The organism is Pseudonocardia lutea (assembly GCF_042658055.1).
GTDB classification, from domain to species: domain Bacteria; phylum Actinomycetota; class Actinomycetes; order Mycobacteriales; family Pseudonocardiaceae; genus Pseudonocardia; species Pseudonocardia lutea.
On sequence record NZ_JBHSQK010000012.1, the window covers coordinates 20,807 to 37,631 of the forward strand.

The window sequence follows — 16,825 nt, forward strand, 5'->3', positions numbered from 1 at the left end:
AAACGGAGCCGCCGCGTCCCTACCTAGAAGCCGGAATTGACCATGCTGGCGGCCGCGTACTCCAGGTACTGCCAGAGCTGGGCGCGGTGCGCCTCGTCGAGGTCGCTCTCGTCGACGGCGACCCGCATGCAGCGCAGCCACGCGTCGCGCTCGATCGGGCCGATCGTGAACGGGAAGTGCCGCATCCGCAGGCGCGGGTGCCCGCGCCGCTCGGAGTAGGTCCGCGGGCCGCCCCAGTACTGCTCGAGGAACATCCGCAGCCGGTCCTCGGCGGGCCCGAGGTCCTCCTCCGGGTACAGCGGGCGGAGGATCTCGTCCTCGGCGACCTGCTCGTAGAAGCGGTGGACGATCTGGTGGAAGACCTTCTCGCCCCCCACCTCCGCGTAGAAGTTCTGGGGTGCACTCACGGTTCCAGTCTCCCCCCGAGCGCGAGGGGGACGGGGCGGGGGACGTCGTGGTCGTCGAACGCGTCCGTGATGGCGGCGTTGAGTGCCCGCTGCACGGCCCACTGCCGGCCGGGGTTGACCTTGACCGTGAGCCGCAGCGTGGCGCCCTCCGCGGTGACCTTCTCGACGCCGAGGACCTCCGGGTCCTCCAGCACGTCCTCGGCGATGTCCTCCTCGCCGACGCGCTCGGCGGCCACCCGCCCGGCCAGCTCCGAGGCCTCGGCCATGTCCGCGGAGTGCGCGAGCGGCAGGTCGACGACGGCCACGGCGTACCCCTGGCTCTTGTTGCCGACGCGCAGGATCTCGCCGTTGCGGACGTACCAGACCGTGCCCTGCAGGTCCCGGATGGTGGTGATCCGCAGGCCCACCGCCTCGACGGTGCCGCTCGCCTCGCCGAGGTCGACGATGTCGCCGACGCCGTACTGGTCCTCGAGCAGCATGAACATGCCGGACAGGAAGTCCCGCACCAGGTTCTGCGCGCCGAAGCCGACGGCGACACCGACGATCCCGGCCGACGCCAGGATCGGGCCGAGCGCCACGCCGAACTCGGCGAGGATCATCACCGCGGCGATCAGCAGGACGATCGCGGAGGTCATCGAGCGCAGCACCGAGCCGATGGTGCGGGCGCGCTGGATGCGGCGCTGCGAGATCAGCGGGGTGGAGCGCAGCCGCTTCGGGGCGCGGCCGAGGAGCTTGGTGATCTTCCCGTTGGACGCGCCGTCGACCACCCGGTTGATCGCCCGGTGCAGCAGGTGCCGCACCACGAAGGCGATGACGACGATCAGCGCGATCTTGATCGCGCCGTTGACGAGGGTGTCGGCCGAGGTGGCCAGGAAGTCGTTGTTGGTCCACTCGTAGAAGCGCGCGCACCAGGTCCCGGCCTCCGCGGCGCAGGCGGGCGGATCGGCGAGGGGCAGGCCGTCGACGGCGTCCTGCAGGGGGATCACATCAGCTCCAGACCGGTGTGGAAGGCGAGGAAGGCGAGGGTGTCCACGGACAGCGCGACGGTGCGCGAGATCGACCGTGCCCCGTGCCCGACGTCCGTCTCGCGGCGCAGCAGCACGGGGCGGTCGAGCAGGTCACCGGTCGTGGCGTGCTGCAGCGCCGCGCACATCTTGCGGGCGTGCAGCGGGTCGACACGGGTGTCCGACTCGAACACGGTGAAGAGCGTGGCCGGGTACGCCACGCCCTCCCGGACGTGATGGTAGGGGGAGTAGGAGAGCAGCCAGCCGAGCTGCTCCGGGTCGTCGGCGGTGCCGTACTCGTCGTTCCAGGTGCGGCCCAGCGAGAACAGCTCGTAGCGGACCATGTCCAGCAGCGGCGCCGAGCAGACGACGGCGGCGTACAGGTCCGGCCGCTGGGTCAGCGCCGCCCCCACGAGCAGGCCGCCGTTGGAGCCGCCCTGGATGCCGAGCCGCGCGGGCGTCGTCGTGCCCGCGGCGACCAGGGCCTCGCCGGCCGCGTGGAAGTCGTCGAACACGTTCTGCTTGTGGGCCCGGTTGCCGGCCAGGTGCCAGGCCTCGCCCTCCTCGCTGCCGCCGCGCAGCCCGACGAGCGCGTACGCCCCGCCGGAGGCGACCCAGGCCAGGGCCGACGACGTGTACGCCGGCTCGCGGGCGATCGAGAAGCCGCCGTAGCCGGTCATCAGCACCGGCCAGGGGCCCGTCCCCTCGGCGGGGGTCACGACGAACATCCGGACGGCCGTGCCGTCCCTGGAGGTGAACTCGCGCAGCTCCGAGCGCACCGCGGGCAGCTCGACCTGGCCGGGTGCGGTGGCCTCGAGGACCGTGGCGCCGCGCTCGTAGCGGTGCACCTGCGGCGGCGTGACCAGGTCGGTCCAGCCGATCCACACCTGCCCGAAGCGGTCCAGGGTGTCCCGGTCGGCGACCGTGAGCCCGGTCAGCGAGCCGGTGCCGGGCAGCGGGATCGCGCCGGCCGGGGTGCCGTCGACGGCGTGCAGGGCGAGCTCGGCCACCGCGTGCCGGGCGCGGGCGAGGACCAGCCGCGGCTCGTCGTCCGTGCCGGGGGCGGGCTCGAGCCAGCGGACGGCCTGCAGCACCGAGCCGGGGTCCTCGGGGACGAGCTCGCGCCAGTGCTCGCGGTGCGGCGTCGCGGGGTCGGTGACGGCGAGCCGCCAGCGGGGCGCCCCGTCCGTGGTGTGGACGTAGAGCCGGCCGTCGCGCTCGACCCAGCAGGTGGCCTGCACGTCGTCGGCCTGGGTGAGGATCGGGACGAGCTCCGGGGTCTTCCCGTCCGTCAGCTCGGTGATCCACACGCTGTCGCGGCGGGCGGTGCCGACGTTGGCGGTGACGACGAGCCAGCGGCCGTCGCGGGACACCCGGACCCCGTAGTACGTGTGGTCCTCGTAGAGCCCCGGGCCGGTGACCAGCTCGTCCTCGATGTCCGGGGTGCCGACGCGGTGGCGCCAGACGCGGCGGTGGAAGTCCTCCTCGCCGTCCTCGACCTCGCCCGCGGCGACCTTGCGCACGTAGACGAACTCGGCGCCGCCCGGCAGCCAGGCCACCGACGAGTAGCGGCAGCGGTCGATCGGGCCCTCGACGACCTCCCCGGTCGCGACGTCGAGCAGGTACAGGACCGACTGCTCGTCGCCGCCGTGGGAGACCTGGTAGGCGATCTTCGTGCCCTCGAGGTCCGGAACCCAGGTGTCCAGCGTGGTCAGCCCGGTGGGGTCGAGGGCGATGGGGTCGAGCAGTGCCCGTTCGGTCCCGTCGGGCTCGCGGACGTGCACCACCGCGTGCTCCTGCCCGGGCTCGCGGCGGGTGAAGAAGGCCCGCCCGGCCCGCCACAACGGCACCGAGATCGACCCGGCGGAGAGCAGCTCGCGCAGCCGCGCCTCGAGGACCTCCCGGCCGGGCAGGGCGTCGAGCCGGGCGCGGGCGAGCTCGTCCTGCGCCGCCGACCACGCCCGGGTGCGCGGGTCCTCGGGGTCCTCCAGCCAGCGGTAGGGATCGGCGACGGGGCGACCGTGCAGCTCCTCGACCAGGTCCAGCCGCTCGGCCTCGGGGTAGGACGTGCTCACACGATCGGAGGCTACGGGACCACCCGGACGGGACCCGGCCCCAGGGGCAGCGCGTGGTCCTGCCCCACGAGGTCCGCCCCGGAGCCGTGGTGGGGCCTGTTCGCGGTCAGGGGCGGGCGAGTGTGAGCTCGCCGATCTCCGCCCCGGTCAGGGTGAGCAGGCGGTGCCCGTCCTCGCCCGCGCCGGACCCGACCACCGCGGCCAGCGCCGCGATGCCCCCGACGCGGGCCACGACCCGGCCCGGCGCCGCCTCCAGCAGCACGGCCGGCTCACCGCGGAACCACCACGTCTCGGCGAGCACGGCCAGGCCGCGGCCGGTGATCTCGGCGGTCGCGGCCTCCTCGGTCCCCGCGGTCGCGATCAGCCCGCCGAACACCGACAGCGCCCGCCAGGTGCCGTCGGGAGCCGGCTCGACGAAGCCGATCAGCTCCTCGTCGTCCGCCCGGCGGACCTCGGTGCGCGCGGTGGGGTGGATCATGGCGTCGCTCCTTCCGGTCGCCGGGTGATCGGGCGAGGCGATCATCCGGGACCGGTCGGACGGGCGCGAGCGAATTCGGTCGTGAGCGGCGGAGCTAGCGCGCCTCGCGGGTGAGGACGTGCGGGGGGACGGGCGCGTCGGCGGGCACGTGCGCGTCCGGCTCGGGGGTGCCGAAGGTCGTGGTGAGCGGGACGACGCCGGCCCAGACCTCCGGCGAGATGTCCGCGGGCTCGTCGCCGGGCGGACCGGTGCGGATCTTCACGCTGGCCTCGTCGAGGTCCAGCGCCAGCACGGCGGTCGCGGCGAGCTCGCGACGGTTCGGCGTCCGGGTGTGGTCCCACGAGCCGGGCGCGAGGTGCTCGACGATCGCGCGCAGCGCCGCCGTGCGCTCGGGTTCCTCGGTGACCAGCCGGGCGGTGCCGTGGGCGACGGCGCTGCGGTAGTTCATCGAGAAGTGGAACACCGAGCGGGCGTAGACGATCCCGTCGAGGTGCGTGACGGTCGCGCACACCGGCACCCCGCCCTCGCGCAGCCAGCGCGCGCCCGAGGAGCCGTGCACGTAGAGGGTGTCGCCGATGCGGCCGTACCCGGTGGGCAGCACGACGGGGGCGCCGTCGCGGACCAGCGCGAGGTGGCAGACGAGGCCGTGGTCGAGGACGTCGTACAGCGCGGCCCGGTCGGTCGCGCCGCGCTCGCGGAGGCGGCCGAGGGTGCTGCGCGGGGTGGGTGAGAGGGTGCCGGTCACGCGGTCGAGTCTGCGGCGGCGCGGTGGCATCCTGGAACGGCCACTCCGCCTCGATTCCGGGAGGCCACTCGTGACCGAGCTGCCGCCCCTGCACCTGGACCGCGCGAGCCCTGAACCGCTCGCGGCCCAGCTGGCCGACGCCGTGCGCGCCGCGGCCGCGGGCGGCACGCTCCGGGCGGGGGACAGGCTGCCCTCGACCCGTGAGCTGGCCGGCGTCCTGCGGGTCAGCCGCACCGTGACGGCCGCCGCCTACGACCAGCTGCTGGCCGAGGGCTGGGTCGAGGGCCGGGTGGGCGCGGGCACCTTCGTCACCGCGGTGCCGGCCGCCGGTCCGGCGCCGGGGCCCGGCCCGCGCACCGAACCCGCCGACGAGCGGCCCCGGGTCGAGCTGCAGCCGGGGACCCCGTGCACCGAGGTCCTGGACCGGGCGGCGTGGCGGCGCGCCTGGCGGGCCGCCGCGGACGCCGAGCCCGACCTGCTGCCCCGCTACGCCGGGCTGCCCGAGTTCCGCGCGGCCGTCGGCGAGCACCTGCTGCGCCATCGCGGGCTCCCCGCCCGGCCCGGCGAGGTCCTCGCCACCGGCGGGAGCACCGGGGCGATCGCCGAGCTGGCCCGGGTGCTCCCGGCCGGGGCACGGGTCGCGGTGGAGGAGCCCGGGTACCGGCGGGCGGCCGACGCCCTGGCCGCGGCCGGGCTCGAGATCGTCGGCGTGCCCGTCGACGACGAGGGCCTGCGGGTCGAGGACCTGCCCGCCGGCCTCGCGGCGGTGTACTGCACCCCGGCCCACCAGTTCCCGGTCGGTGGCCGGATGCCGGCCGCGCGCCGGATCGCGCTGGTCGAGCGGGCCCGCGCCGAGGGCATGCTGGTCGTCGAGGACGACTACGACGGCGAGCTGCGCTACGACGTCGCCCCGCTGCCGCTGCTCGCCGCGCTGGGCCCGGACGTCGTCGCGCACCTCGGCACCAGCAGCAAGATCCTCACGCCGACGCTCGGCAGCGGCTGGCTGGTCGCACCACCGGCGGTCCGCGAGGCCGTCCTGGATCGTCGGGAGCGGACCGGGTCGCGCCCCGCGCCGGCGGGGCAGCGGGTGTTCACCGCGTTCGCCACGTCCGGGGACCTGGCCCGGCACCTGCGCCGGCTGCGCCGGGAGCTGGGGGAGCGGCGGAGCCTGCTGGTCGAGGCGCTGGCCGGCGTGCCGTTACGGGGCGACCGGGCCGGCGCGCACGTCCTCGTCCCCCTGCCCGACGCGACCACCGCCCGGGCCGTGCGGGCCGCCGCGGCCGAACGCGGGGTCGGGCTCGAGGTGCTGGAGCGGTACGCGGGCACGGGGGCGCCGGGCGGGATCGTGCTCGGGTACGCCGGGCCGACCCGCGCCGCGTTCGAGGCCGCGCTCCCTGTCCTCGCCGAGGTGCTGACAGGGTCGCCGAACGGTCGTTAGGCTCGGGGCCCCGCACCGCAGCGAGAGGAGAGCGCAATGGCGCGCACCGCCGTCGAGGTCCTCACCGACCACCTCAAGGCCCTGAACGCCCACGACGTGGAGGCGATCCTCGCCGACTACGCGCCCGACGCCGTCCTGGTCACCCCGGGGGCCACGGTGCAGGGGCACGAGGGGTTGCGGCAGGCCTTCGGCGGGCTGCTCGAGCAGATGCCGAACTGCGTGTTCACCGAGAAGTCGGTCACCGAGGCGACCGCGGGGGGCGAGGCGGTGATCCTGCTGGAGTGGTCGCTGGAGTCCGACGTGGCGACCGTGTCCGACGGGATCGACACCGTGGTCGTGCGGGACGGGCTGATCGTCGCGCAGACGGCGCGGTTCACGCCGCAGCCCCGCTGACCCGCCCCGGGGAACGCCGCGGCCCGCACCCCTTCCGAGGTGCGGGCCGGCCGTGCGTCGCGGGTCAGTCCCCGGCGACGGGGGTGGTGCGGTGGTGGACGCGATCGGCGCCGGTCCCGTTCGGCGTGCCGTTCCCGGAGCCGCCGTGCGCGGCCGTTCCCACGGCACCGAGCCGCAGCTCGACCTCCGTCGTGCCCGCGCCGGCCAGCTCCACCCGCGCGACCGCGGGCAGGTGCACGCTGGTGGTCACGGTGTACGAGCCCGGCACGATCCGCGGGACGGCGAACCGGCCGTCCGTGCCGCTGGTGGCCGTCGCGACGACCTCGCCCGCCCCGTCGACCACGGTGACCAGCGCGTTCGACAGGAGCCGGCCGTCGGGGCCGGTGACCGTGCCGCCCAGTCCACCGCCGGCGTCGAGCACCAGTTCGACGGGGGTGGCGCCCTCGGCGGTCACGTGCACCGTGGTGGCCCTGGGCTCGTGCCCGGCCAGGGTGGCGGTGACCGTGGTGGTGCCGACGGGGACGCCGTCGAGGCGGAAGCGCCCGTCCTCACCGGTGACCGCCCGCCCCACGAGCCGACCGGTGCCGTCCAGCGCGAGCACCGAGACCTGCGGGGCGGGGCGGGCGCCCGCGCGGACCAGGCCGTGCAGCGCGCCGTCACCGCGGAGGTCGAAGTCCTGGGACGCACCCCGGCCGTCGAGCGCGACGGTGGCCACCTCGGGCCGGAAGCCCGGCGCGGTCGCGACGACCATGTACGTGCCGGCCGGCAGGCCGTGCAGGGCGTAGCCGCCGCCCTGGTCGACCTCGGCGCGGCCGACCTGCCGGCCGTCCGGTGCCGTGACGGTCACGACGCCGCCCGGGATCGCCGTGCCGTGCGGCGTGCGCAGCGCACCGACCACCGTGCCCGCGGGCGGGACCGCCCCGAACGGGTCGGAGCCGGTTGCCGCGGTGTCCACGCCCGCCGTCGCCGCCGGACCCACGACCGACACCGGCCGGGTCGTGGTGTCGTTCCACCCGTCCTCGGTGTCGACCAGCTCGCCGCCCTCGGCCGCGAGCTCGGCCCCGACGGTCTCCGGCACGGCGGAGGTCTGCCGGCGCCCGGTGAAGATCGACGCGACGGCCGCGACGACGCAGGCCGCCACGGCGAACCAGAACGCCGCGGTGAGGCCCTCGGAGAAGGGCTGCGAGATGAGGTTCGGGAAGAAGCTCCGCCCGGTGAGGAAGGTCGCCTGGTCGGCCGGGATCCGGTCGAGGACGCCGCCGAGCAGCTCCTGGATCGGGTTGTAGCCGAGGAACGCCGCGAACAGCACGCCCACGGGCGGAAGCCCGGCGATTCGCGAGGCGTCGGCCGCCGGCACGCCGTGCTGCACCAGGCCGGTCTCCATGACCGACGGCAGGTGCGTGGACAGGCCGGCGATCATCAGGCTGAAGAAGAAGCCGATCGAGAGCACCATGGCGGCGTTCTGGAAGGTGGCCGTCATGCCGGCGCCGGCGCCGCGGGCGTTCGCCGGGAGGCTGTTCATGATCTCGGCCCGGTTCGGTGAGGAGAACAGGCCCATGCCGATGCCGTTGACCAGGAGGATGACCGCGAAGGCCCAGTAGTCGAAGTCGACCGGCAGGATCTCCAACAGGACGAAGCTGACGGCCGAGATCGCCATCCCGCCGGTGGTGAACCACTTCGCGCCCCACCTGTCCGACAGGATGCCCGAGAGGGGCGCGGACGCGAGGAACCCGACGGTCAGCGGGAGCATGTAGATGCCCGCCCAGAGCGGGGTCTGCTCGAAGCTGTAGCCGTGCTGCGGCAGCCAGATGCCCTGCAACCAGATGATCAGTACGAACTGCAGGCCGCCGCGGCCGAGCGAGGCCAGCAGGTTCGCCAGGTTGCCGAGCGTGAAGGCGCGGTTGCGGAAGAGCGAGAGCTCGAACAGCGGGGCGGCGACCTTCGTCTCGATGATCCCGAAGACCACCAGCACGACGATGCCGCCGATGATGCAGCTCAGCACCATCGGGCTGCCCCAGCCCATCACGCTGTCGCCGTAGGGCTGGATTCCGTAGGTGATGCCGATCAGCAGCACGATGAGGCCCACCGCGAAGGTGATGTTGCCCCACCAGTCCATCTTCGCCCGCACGCGGCGGCCGTTGTCGTGCAGCTTGTAGTAGGCCCAGAACGTGCCGAACACGCCGAAGGGCACGGACACGACGAACACCAGGTGCCAGTTCACCGGGCCCAGCAGACCGCCGATGATCAGGCCGAGGAACGAGCCCGCGATCGCGGCGACGCCGTTGATGCCCAGCGCCGTGCCGCGCTGGTTCACGGGGAAGGCGTCGGTGAGGATCGCGCTCGAGTTCGCCATGAGGAACGCGCCGCCGATGCCCTGCACGATCCGCCAGACGATGAGCCAGATGGCGGCCGCGTCGCCCTGTTGCCAGGTGACGGCGAGGAGGATCGACGAGATCGTGAAGATCGCGAAGCCGAGGTTGTACATCCTGACCCGGCCGAACATGTCGCCCAGGCGGCCGAAGCCGACGACCAGCACCGCGGTGACGACCAGGAAGCCCATGATCATCCACAGCAGGTAGCTGGTGTTCGACGACTCCAGCGGGTTGATCCCGATCCCGCGGAAGATGTCCGGCAGCGCGATCAGCACGATGGACGAGTTGATCGTGGCCATGAGCATGCCCAACGTGGTGTTGGACAGGGCGATCCACTTGTAGCCCGGGCCGGGGGCGCGGACCTCCCCCGGTCGGTCGATGACGGCAGCCTGTTCGGCCGGCACGGGCCCTCCCCACGGACGACGATTAGTTGTCTCAGGCTAACCGTTTCAGGGTGTCACGGTCGACCCCGGTGGTTCCCCGGGCGCGGGTGGGATGTCCCACAGTGGAGCGCCGCGGCCACGGTGGGTGAGCCTCAGGCGTTGCCGTAGACCTTCGTCGGGGTGATGAGCACCGCGACCCGCCCCTCCTCGCGCATCACGCGGTCGTAGGTCTCCCAGTCGTCGTGCGTGCCGCCCGCGCCGGTGAACACGGCCCGCAGCAACAGCCGCAGCTCCTCCGGGTCGCCGTCGCCCGGGCCGATGAGCTCGCTCGTGCCGTCGACCGCCGCCCAGCGCCAGCCCGCCCGCCACAGCACCGACGTGGCCGGCCGCGCCCGCAGGTTGCGCAGCTTCACCCGCCCGTACGTCACGTAGCCGACGACCGGCGCGCCCGTCCGCGGGTGCTCGAGCACCCCGGCGTTGACGAGCGACGAGTGCGGGGTGCCGTCCTCCCGCACCTCGCCCACCGACGCGAGCCCGTGCTCCTGCCCGACGATCCGCCTGACCGCTTCCAGATCCACGCTCATGTCCTCAGTGTGGACCCGGTCACCCACGGGTCTGTGTCACGCTCGTGCCATGTCCGACCTGCTGTCCACAGCTCCCCGCGCGCGGCTGCGCGACCTGCTCGCGGGGCCCGGCCCCCTCGTCGCCCCCGGCGCCTACGACGCCCTCTCCGCCCGGCTGGTCGAGCAGGCGGGCTTCGACGCCGTCTACATGACCGGTTTCGGGACGACGGCGGGCCTGCTGGGCCGCCCGGACGTCGGCCTGCTCACCGGGACCGAGATGGCCGACAACGCCCGCCGGCTCGTCGCGGCCGTCGACGTGCCGGTGATCGCCGACGGCGACACGGGCTACGGCAACGCCATCAACGTGCTGCGCACCGTGCAGACCTACGAGCAGGCCGGCGTGGCCGCGATCCAGCTCGAGGACCAGGTCACGCCGAAGAAGTGCGGCCACATGAGCGGCAAGGAGATCGTGCCGCTGCCGGAGATGCTCGGGAAGATCCGCGCCGCCACCGAGGCCCGCCGCGACCCGGAGTTCCTGATCATCGCGCGGACGGACGCGGTCGCCGTCGAGGGCGTCGACGCCGCGATCGAGCGGGCCCGGGCCTTCCGGGACGCGGGTGCCGACCTGCTGTTCGTCGAGGCGCCCACCTCCGAGGCCGACATCGAGCGGATCGCGGGCGAGCTCGCCGGCGTCGCCCCGCTGGTCTTCAACTGGGCCGAGGGCGGCAGGACCCCGCCGCTGGGCCTGGACCGCATGGCCGAGCTCGGGTTCGCGCTGGTGATCTACCCGATCGGCACGCTGCTCGCGGCGACCGCGGGGATGCGGTCGCTGCTGGAGACGCTGCGCAAGGACGGCACCCCGCAGGCCGCCCTCCCCGGGCTGCCGGCCTTCGACGAGTTCACCTCGCTCGTCGGGCTGCCCGAGGTGCGGGAACTGGAGCAGCGCTACCGCTGAGCCCGATGAGCGAGCGGCGCGTTCGTCCAGGAGGTGTGGGCGAGAGCGCCGCTCGCTCACCAGGAGGCGGGGATCGGCGGGGCGTGCGGCGGCCCGGTGGCCCGCCCGCCTACGCTCCCCGGTCATGAGCGAGCCTGCAGACGCGGCGGTCCCCGCGGCATCCCGGCGCGACCGGATCCGGGTGGCCGTCGTCTTCGGCGGGCGCAGCTCCGAGCACGCGATCTCGTGCGTGTCGGCGGGGAGCGTGCTCACCCACCTCGACCGGCAGCGGTTCGACGTCGTGCCGGTCGGGATCGCGCCGGACGGCGCCTGGGTCCTCGGGACGGACGATCCCGCCGCCCTGCGGATCCGGGACCGTGCGCTGCCGCAGGTCGACCCCACCGCCACCGCGCTCGCCCTGCCCGGTGACCCCACCCGGGGCGGCCTGCTGCGCCTCGACCCGGGGCGCGCGGGCGAGGTGCTCGCGGGCGTCGACGTCGTGTTCCCGGTGCTGCACGGCCCGTTCGGCGAGGACGGCACCGTCCAGGGCCTGCTCGAGATGGCCGGGCTGCCGTACGTCGGCGCCGGGGTGTTCGCCAGCGCGGCCGGGATGGACAAGGAGTTCACCAAGAAGCTCCTGGCCGCCGACGGGCTGCCCGCCGGGAACCTGGTCGTGCTGCGGCCCCAGGCGCGGACCCTGTCGGCCGACGAGCGCGAGCGGCTCGGCCTGCCCGTCTTCGTCAAGCCGGCGCGCGCGGGGTCGTCGGTCGGGATCACGAAGGTGGGCGACTGGGCCGACCTCGACGCCGCGATCGCCACCGCCCGCGCGCACGACCCCAAGGTGCTGGTCGAGGCCGCGGTCGTCGGGCGGGAGGTGGAGTGCGGGGTGCTGGAGCTGCCCGACGGCACGCTGCGCGCCTCGCTGCCCGCCGAGATCCGGCTGGTCGGCGGCACCAGCGAGTTCTACGACTTCGAGGCCAAGTACCTCGACGACGTCTGCGAGTTCGACATCCCCGCCAAGCTCGACGACGCCGTCGCCGAACGGCTGCGCGAGATGGCGATCGCCGCCTTCTGCGCCCTGGACTGCCAGGGGCTCGCGCGGGTCGACTTCTTCGTCGGCGAGGGCGGGGAGCTGACCGTCAACGAGGTCAACACGATGCCGGGCTTCACTCCCATCTCGATGTACCCGCGGATGTGGGCGCACACGGGCGTCGACTACCCGACGCTGCTCGCCACGCTGGTCGACACCGCCCTCGCCCGGGGCACCGGCCTGCGCTGAGTCCCGCTCCCCCTCCCGCGAGTCGGCAGTTCGAGGTCACCGAGCCGCACATCCCGGGTCACTCGCGAGAGGTGTGGTTCGGTCGCGCGACAGTGCCGACTCGCGGGAGCCGGGTCAGCGGACGGCGATGTCGGTGCGGGGGAGGGTGCGGGCGATCGCGTCGGAGACGGTCTGGACCGGTCCGGTGCCGACCGATGTGGGCGTCGTGAGCGCCACGTAGACCTCACGGTCGACGGCCACGTAGGTGACCAGCGTCGGCTGCGGGGTGGCGTCGGAGAGCGTGAGCCAGCTGACGCCGTTCACCTCCGTGAGCGTGGAGGTCGGGGTCAGCTCCTGGGGGCGGGGCAGGCCGCAGCGCAGCACGACCGGGCGCGGCGCGGCGGCCCAGGCACGCGCGCCGGGCTGCACGGGCTCGGCCAGCGGCCGCGCGGGGAACGCGGGATCACCGGGCAGGTCGGCCGGCAGCGCCGCGAGCAGGTTCGTGCAGGCCGGGGAGGACGCGGCCGGCGCCTCGACCGGCGCGAGGGCGAGCGGGCCGGTCTCCGGGGCGGGAGCGGGCGCGTCGAACGCCCCGGCCCGCGCCGCGATCGCGAGGCCGGCCACCACCAGCGCGAGCAGGACCGGCAGCGCGATCGCGAGGACCACCGCCGGTCGTCGCAGGTCGGGGCCGTGCTGCGGACTGGTCGGGGACATGGGGAGGACCCGGTCGGCTCCGCTCAGAGCTTGACCACGGGGCAGGTCAGGGTCCGGGTGATGCCGGCGACCCCCTGCACCCGCGCGACGACGAGCTGGCCCAGCTCGTCGACGTCGGCCGCCTCGGCGCGGACGATGACGTCGTACGGCCCGGTGACGTCCTCGGCCGTGACGACGCCGGGGAGGGCGGCGATCTCGGTGGCGACCGCCGCCGCCTTGCCGACCTCGGTCTGGATCAGGATGTAGGCCTGCACCACGGCGTGCCCCTTCTCGTCTGCTTGTCTGGAGTCCCGCCGGACCGCGTCCGATGGGAAAGTCGGAGGCAACGTACCTGAGGAGAGCCCGTGTCCCCATCGTCGCGCACCCCGTCGGGGGCCACCGAGGCGAGCGACACACCGAGCGAACCGGACGTTTCGCCCGCACTGGCCACGATCGGGGAGTTCGGGCTCATCGAGCGTGTGACCCGCGGCCGGGTCCAGCCCCCGGCGACGCTGCTCGGCCCCGGGGACGACGCCGCCGTCGTGGCCCAGCCGGACGGGCGGGTCGTGGCGTGCGTCGACGTCCTGGTCGAGGGCGTCCACTTCCGGCTCGACTGGTCCGCGCCACGGGACGTGGGACGCAAGGCGGTCGCCGCGAACCTTGCCGACGTCGCCGCGATGGGCGCGGTGCCGACGGGCCTGCTCGTCGGCCTCGCCGCGCCGCGCGACACCCCGGTCGCGACGCTCGAGGGGCTGGCCGAGGGGATGTGGGCCGAGGCCGGGGTCGTCGGCGTCGGACTGGTGGGCGGCGACGTCGCCGCCTCGCCCACGCTCGTCGTCTCGGTGACCGCGCTCGGCGCGCTGGAGGGCCGCGACCCGGTGACGCGGGGCGGGGCCCGGCCCGGGGACGTCGTCGCGGTGTGCGGGCGGCTCGGGTGGGCCGCCGCCGGGCTGGCCGTGCTGACCCGCGGCTTCCGGTCGCCGGGCGCGTTGGTCGACGCCCACCGCGCACCCACCCCGCCGTACGCCGCCGGCCCCACGGCCGCGCTCGCCGGGGCCACGGCCATGATCGACGTCTCGGACGGCCTGCTCGCCGACCTCGGCCACGTGGCGTCGGAGTCGGGGGTGCGCCTCGCGCTGCGGCGGGACGCCTTCGTCGTGCCCGAGCGGCTCGCGGAGGTGGCGCCGGCGCTCGGCGTCGACCCCCTCGACTGGATGCTGACCGGCGGGGAGGACCACGCGCTGGCGGCCACCTTCCCGCCCGGTACCGCCCTGCCGGAGGGGTTCGTCGCGCTCGGCGAGGTCGAGGAGGGGGAGGGCGTGCTCGTCGACGGCGAGCCGTATGCCGGGTCCGCGGGGTGGGAGCACTTCGCCTGACGGCGACCCGGGTGGTGGGGCCGCCTCCAGGCCGGGTGGCCCCCGGTGGGTTCGCGGTGCAGCGACCGTGTGCCGCGGCTGCGGCACCACAGCCGAACCGGGCGGCTCCGGTGCCGCTGCGGGGCGGCAACCGCTGTGGCGCGGCTGCCGCACCGCGACCGGGTCAGGTGCGGGGGCGGCGGCGGAAGAGGCGGCGCAGCAGGGACTCGGGCTTGCCGGGCACGGAGCGCTGCGGGTGCGAGAACGGGCGGTCCGCGGGATCCACGGGGGCGATCGGCAGGGCCGGGATCGTCTTGGGCGCGGGTGCCGACGGCAGGGGTTGCAGCACCTTCGTGGAGGGCCCGGTGGAGGGACCGGTGGAGGGACCGGTGGTGGGGCGGTCGGTGCAGGCTGCCGGTGCTGACGTCGCCCCGGGCGCCGGGGGTGCCGCCTCGGCCGTCGACGCTGCGGCCTGACCGGGCCGGGGCCCGAGCGGGGGACGGGCCGGCGTCCGCCTGAGCGGCCGGGGACGCGGGGCGGCCGTGCGCGGCGGCCCTGCCGGCGTCGCACCGGAGCCCGTGACGCCGGACCGGGCGCCGGACGCCGCGCCCGGTTCCGCGCCCGGTTCCGCGCCGGCCTCGGAAGTCACGGGCTTCTCGGCGGCGTCGGGCTGCTCGGCGGCGTCGGGCTGCTCGGCGGCGTCGGGCTGCTCCGCAGCGTCGAGCTGCGCGGTGTCGGGCGCCGCCGGACCGGAGTCGGTGTCGGCGGTGTCGGGCTCCGCGGGACGGGGCTTCTCGACGCTGTCGCCCTCCGGCGCGCTGTCGGTCCCGGTCGCGCTGTCGGTCCCGGTCGCGCTGTCGGTCCCGGTCGCGCTGTCGGCCTCCGCCACGGTGGCGTCCGTGGCGGTCCCGCCCGCTGCGGGTTCCCCGACCGCGGGCTGATGCTCGGTCGGGAAAGCCTTGTCCGCCGCTCGAGCCGCATCCCGCTCGTCGGCGTCCTCCGCTCCTGTCGAGGGCGCGTCACCTGCCGCCGCGGGCTGCTCCTCCGTCCGCTCCGGGCGCTGCTCGGCGTCCGGGCCGACGGGCGCGCCCTCGACCGGTCCGGACGTGGAGCCCGCGGCCCGGTCGCCCGGCTCTGCCGCACACCCCGCCGCGGACGTGTCGCGCGCGTCCGCGGCGGGGGTGGTGCGGGGGCGCGGGCTGGGCCGGACCCGCAGGTAGGTGGTGCGCTCGGCGGGTCGGATCCCGGGGTCGTCCGTGCCGCGGGGCGGCGTGGTCCATTCCTGGGTGGCCCTGGGCCCCGACTCCCTCACGGCCAGCTATCGGCGCCACGCGCGGCCCTGTTACCGGGGTGCCGTACCTCACACGGTGACCGATCGATCACGCACCGGCACCGGTGTGAGTGACAGACGGCTGCCAGCGTGGCGATCGCTCCTCGCAGGGGCGGCGGGGGAGCGGCGGTTCGGGTACGCAGGAGCGGTGAAACCCCGGTCCGCCGCGCTCGTCCTGGTCGGCCTGCTCGCGCTGTCGCTGAACCTGCGGGCGGCCCTGTCCGCCTACCCGCCGCTGCTCGGCGACGTGCGCGAGGCCCTCGGGATCTCCGCCGGCACCGCGGGGGCCGCGCAGACCGGCGCCATTCTGGCGATGGCCGCGGGCTCGTTGATCGGGCCGCGGGTGAGCGCGCGGTTCGGCGCCGTCCGGGCGCTCGGCGGGTCGGTCGCGCTGGTCGCCCTGGGCAGCCTGGTCCGCGGGGTGCCCGCGCTCGTCGCGCTCTTCGCCGGGACCCTCGTGATCGGGCTGGGCATCGGCGTCGCCGGGGTGCTGCTCACCGCGGTGGTGAAGGACCGGCTCGCCGCCCGGGCCGGCGCGGTGAGCGGCGCGTACGTCGTCGCGATGATGCTCGGGTCCACGGTCGTCAGCGCGCTGGCCGTGCCGGTCGCCGTCGCCCTCGGGGGCTGGTCGTACTCGCTGGCGCTGTGGGCGGTGCCCGCCCTGCTCGCCGTCGCCGTGTGGGCCGCGATCATGCGCGGTGACGCCGGTCCGCACACCGGCGGCGCGACGGCCCGGCGGCGGCTGCCCTGGCGCGACCCGTTCGCCCGGCTGGCGGCGACGTACCAGTCCGGCGTGTCGCTCACCGTCTACGGCTCGCTGACCTGGGTCGCCCCGGCCTACGTGGACCGCGGCTGGAGTCCGGCCGCCGCCGGTCTGCTGATCTCGGTGTGGAGCGTGGCGCAGATGCCCTCGGCGCTCGTCGTGCCGAGCCTCGCCGAGCGGTCGGGTCGGTTCCGCAGGTGGGCACTGCTCATGGCCGCCTGCACGGTCGTGGCCGTCCTCGGCATGGTGCTGCTGCCCGAGCCGCCGCTGGTCGGGGCGTGGCTGTGGGTCGCGCTGATCGGCGTGGGGGTCGGGGCGGGTTTCCCCCTCGGCCTGGGGGTGATCGCCCACCGCACCCCCGACCCGGCCGCCAGCGCGGCGACGAGCGGCCTCGCCCTGGGCGTCGGCTACACCGTGGCGGGGCTGGGCCCGCTGCTGATGGGCGTGCTCGTCGACCTGACCCACGGCTACGCCGCGGCGCTGCTGGTGCTGCTCGGGGCCGCGGTGCTGCAGATCGTCGCGGCGATCGGGATCGGCGACCACCGGCGCGAGCCCGCGGCCGCGACCACCTGAGAAAAGCGCGGACGCGACCGCGGCAGCGTCGCTACGCTCCCGCCGTGCCCTTCCTTTGACG

At 75.3% G+C, this 16,825-nt stretch carries 16 protein-coding genes; 6 read left to right on the forward strand and 10 right to left on the reverse strand.

The features are described 5' to 3' along the window. Nucleotides 1–23 precede the first annotated feature (23 nt). The 5 genes from ACFQH9_RS07695 to ACFQH9_RS07715 all read right to left on the reverse strand — a co-directional run bounded on the left by ACFQH9_RS07695 (nt 24) and on the right by ACFQH9_RS07715 (nt 4,739). A complete protein-coding gene (locus ACFQH9_RS07695) occupies nt 24–407 on the reverse strand; it encodes a globin (RefSeq protein ID WP_379565218.1) in 384 nt (127 codons plus the stop codon). Further along, nucleotides 404–1,393, reverse strand: a complete 990-nt coding sequence (locus ACFQH9_RS07700) for a mechanosensitive ion channel family protein (protein ID WP_379565219.1) — start codon at nt 1,391–1,393, stop codon at nt 404–406. The genes ACFQH9_RS07695 and ACFQH9_RS07700 overlap by 4 nt, the downstream gene beginning before the upstream one ends. Beyond that, nucleotides 1,390–3,486: a prolyl oligopeptidase family serine peptidase gene (locus ACFQH9_RS07705; protein ID WP_379565220.1), complete on the reverse strand. Its 2,097-nt coding sequence runs from the start codon at nt 3,484–3,486 to the stop codon at nt 1,390–1,392. The genes ACFQH9_RS07700 and ACFQH9_RS07705 overlap by 4 nt, the downstream gene beginning before the upstream one ends. 106 nt (nt 3,487–3,592) lie before the next feature. After that, the gene (locus ACFQH9_RS07710; RefSeq protein ID WP_379565221.1) at nt 3,593–3,964 is read right to left on the reverse strand and encodes a hypothetical protein; all 372 of its coding nucleotides are present in this window, start codon (nt 3,962–3,964) and stop codon (nt 3,593–3,595) included. A 94-nt stretch (nt 3,965–4,058) separates the two neighbouring features. Then, nucleotides 4,059–4,739, reverse strand: coding sequence for a pyridoxamine 5'-phosphate oxidase family protein (locus ACFQH9_RS07715; protein WP_379565222.1), 681 nt, complete (start codon nt 4,737–4,739; stop codon nt 4,059–4,061). Between the two features lie 40 nt (nt 4,740–4,779). On the opposite strand from ACFQH9_RS07715, the gene pdxR reads away from it, so the two are divergent. Then, nucleotides 4,780–6,147 (forward strand): MocR-like pyridoxine biosynthesis transcription factor PdxR, encoded by a 1,368-nt coding sequence (gene pdxR / locus ACFQH9_RS07720; RefSeq protein WP_379565223.1) that lies wholly within the window; start codon nt 4,780–4,782, stop codon nt 6,145–6,147. 36 nt (nt 6,148–6,183) lie between these two features. Next, complete coding sequence (locus tag ACFQH9_RS07725) at nt 6,184–6,540, forward strand: nuclear transport factor 2 family protein (RefSeq protein WP_379565224.1); 357 nt, start codon at nt 6,184–6,186, stop codon at nt 6,538–6,540. Between the two features lie 64 nt (nt 6,541–6,604). On the opposite strand, the gene ACFQH9_RS07730 is transcribed toward ACFQH9_RS07725, so the two are convergent. Both ACFQH9_RS07730 and ACFQH9_RS07735 read right to left on the reverse strand, forming a co-directional pair. Beyond that, nucleotides 6,605–9,217, reverse strand: coding sequence for an MFS transporter (locus ACFQH9_RS07730; protein WP_379565298.1), 2,613 nt, complete (start codon nt 9,215–9,217; stop codon nt 6,605–6,607). 230 nt (nt 9,218–9,447) lie between these two features. Beyond that, a complete protein-coding gene (locus tag ACFQH9_RS07735) occupies nt 9,448–9,879 on the reverse strand; it encodes a TIGR03618 family F420-dependent PPOX class oxidoreductase (protein WP_379565225.1) in 432 nt (143 codons plus the stop codon). A 49-nt stretch (nt 9,880–9,928) separates the two neighbouring features. Here ACFQH9_RS07735 and ACFQH9_RS07740 point away from each other — a divergent pair, with 49 nt between their 5' ends. Beyond that, nucleotides 9,929–10,813: an isocitrate lyase/PEP mutase family protein gene (locus ACFQH9_RS07740; protein WP_379565226.1), complete on the forward strand. Its 885-nt coding sequence runs from the start codon at nt 9,929–9,931 to the stop codon at nt 10,811–10,813. A 124-nt stretch (nt 10,814–10,937) separates the two neighbouring features. After that, complete coding sequence (locus tag ACFQH9_RS07745) at nt 10,938–12,071, forward strand: D-alanine--D-alanine ligase family protein (protein ID WP_379565227.1); 1,134 nt, start codon at nt 10,938–10,940, stop codon at nt 12,069–12,071. A gap of 114 nt (nt 12,072–12,185) precedes the next feature. Here ACFQH9_RS07745 and ACFQH9_RS07750 read toward each other — a convergent pair whose 3' ends face one another. Both ACFQH9_RS07750 and ACFQH9_RS07755 read right to left on the reverse strand, forming a co-directional pair. After that, nucleotides 12,186–12,764 (reverse strand): DUF3515 domain-containing protein, encoded by a 579-nt coding sequence (locus ACFQH9_RS07750; protein ID WP_379565228.1) that lies wholly within the window; start codon nt 12,762–12,764, stop codon nt 12,186–12,188. A gap of 23 nt (nt 12,765–12,787) precedes the next feature. Then, nucleotides 12,788–13,021, reverse strand: a complete 234-nt coding sequence (locus ACFQH9_RS07755; protein WP_379565229.1) for an Lrp/AsnC ligand binding domain-containing protein — start codon at nt 13,019–13,021, stop codon at nt 12,788–12,790. Between the two features lie 165 nt (nt 13,022–13,186). Between ACFQH9_RS07755 and ACFQH9_RS07760 the strand changes: the two genes are divergently transcribed. After that, nucleotides 13,187–14,119, forward strand: coding sequence for a thiamine-phosphate kinase (locus ACFQH9_RS07760; protein WP_379565299.1), 933 nt, complete (start codon nt 13,187–13,189; stop codon nt 14,117–14,119). 163 nt (nt 14,120–14,282) lie between these two features. Here the strand turns inward: ACFQH9_RS07760 and ACFQH9_RS07765 are convergent, their stop codons facing one another. Beyond that, nucleotides 14,283–15,410 (reverse strand): hypothetical protein, encoded by a 1,128-nt coding sequence (locus tag ACFQH9_RS07765; RefSeq protein WP_379565230.1) that lies wholly within the window; start codon nt 15,408–15,410, stop codon nt 14,283–14,285. 166 nt (nt 15,411–15,576) lie between these two features. Here ACFQH9_RS07765 and ACFQH9_RS07770 point away from each other — a divergent pair, with 166 nt between their 5' ends. Continuing rightward, nucleotides 15,577–16,764, forward strand: a complete 1,188-nt coding sequence (locus ACFQH9_RS07770) for an MFS transporter (RefSeq protein ID WP_379565231.1) — start codon at nt 15,577–15,579, stop codon at nt 16,762–16,764. Nucleotides 16,765–16,825: the final 61 nt, after the last annotated feature.